Source organism: Pseudonocardia pini (assembly GCF_013870575.1).
In the GTDB taxonomy this organism is placed as follows: domain Bacteria; phylum Actinomycetota; class Actinomycetes; order Mycobacteriales; family Pseudonocardiaceae; genus Pseudonocardia; species Pseudonocardia pini.
Genome location: NZ_JACBXB010001135.1, coordinates 1 through 1,263, shown reverse-complemented (window position 1 = coordinate 1,263; position 1,263 = coordinate 1). Strand labels below are relative to the sequence as shown.

General features: G+C 73.5%; 1 protein-coding gene. It reads left to right on the top strand.

Going from position 1 to position 1,263, the window contains the following annotated elements:
• Nucleotides 1–204: 204 nt before the first annotated feature.
• Nucleotides 205–1,263 (top strand): Hsp70 family protein (locus H5J29_RS33210; protein WP_181784837.1); only part of this gene is annotated, 1,059 nt, incomplete at its 3' end.

Genomic DNA, 1,263 nt, shown 5'->3' with positions numbered 1-1,263 from the left:
GGGGAATCGTCCCGCCGGGGGGCCGCCCGCGGAAGGGGGCCGACCCCCGCCGGGGGTAGGGCCTGCCCCCGGCTCGACGACGTTCCGCTCCGGCGGTAATGACAGCGCCCACTGAGACGAGTATCACTCTTGAGCGTCGTGCGCTCATACGGTCGACAGTGCCGATGCGCGGAGCCGTCGTCCCGCGCCCCAGGAGGTGGCGGAGTGTCCTACAGCCTGGGCGTGGACCTGGGGACGACGTTCGTGGCCGCGGCGGTCGCGGACGCCTCCCGGGTCGAGATGTTCACCCTCGGCGACCGCAGTGTCGTGGCACCGGCCGTGGTCTACCTGCGCGAGGACGGGACCGTCGTCACCGGCGACGCGGCCGGTCGGCGGGCGGTGAGCAACCCCGACCGGGTCGGCCGGGAGTTCAAGCGCCGCCTCGGCGACCCCACGCCGGTCATGCTCGGCGGGACCCCGCACGCGGTCACCGCGCTGCTCGCGAACCTGCTCTCCGACGTCGTGACCCGGGTCTCGGCCACCCAGGGCGCCGCTCCGGACTCGATGGTGCTGACCCACCCGGCCAACTGGGGCCCGTTCCGCCGCGAGCTGTTCGACGAGGTACCGCAGCTCGCGGGGGTGGCCACGCCCCGGATGGTGACCGAGCCCGAGGCCGCCGCGGCGCACTACGCGGCGTCGCGGCGGCTCGACGACGGCGAGATCGTGGCCGTGTACGACCTCGGCGGCGGCACCTTCGACGCCACCGTGCTGCGCAAGCGCACCGAGGGCATCGAGATCCTGGGATCGCCGGAGGGCATCGAGCGCCTCGGCGGGGTCGACTTCGACGAGGCGATCCTCGCGCACGTCAACTACGCCGCCTCCGGGGCGCTGGCGGAGCTGAACATGAGCGACCCGCAGACGACGGTGGCCCTCGCCCGGCTGCGTCAGGACTGCGTGCTGGCCAAGGAGGCGCTCTCGATCGACACCGAGACCACGATCCCGGTGTTCCTGCCCAACCGGCACTTCGACGTCCGGCTCAGCCGCGCCGAGTTCGAGGACATGATCCGCGCGCCGGTCGAGTCCACGATCGGCGCGCTCAACCGCACGCTGCGCTCCGCCGACGTCACCCCCGAGGAGCTCAGCGCCGTCCTCCTCGTCGGCGGGTCCTCCCGTATCCCGCTGGTCGCGCGGATGGTGTCCGAGGACCTCGGCAGGCCGATCGTCGTCGACGCACACCCGAAGTACTCCGTCGCGCTCGGCGCCGCCGCACTGGCCGGGGGGCAG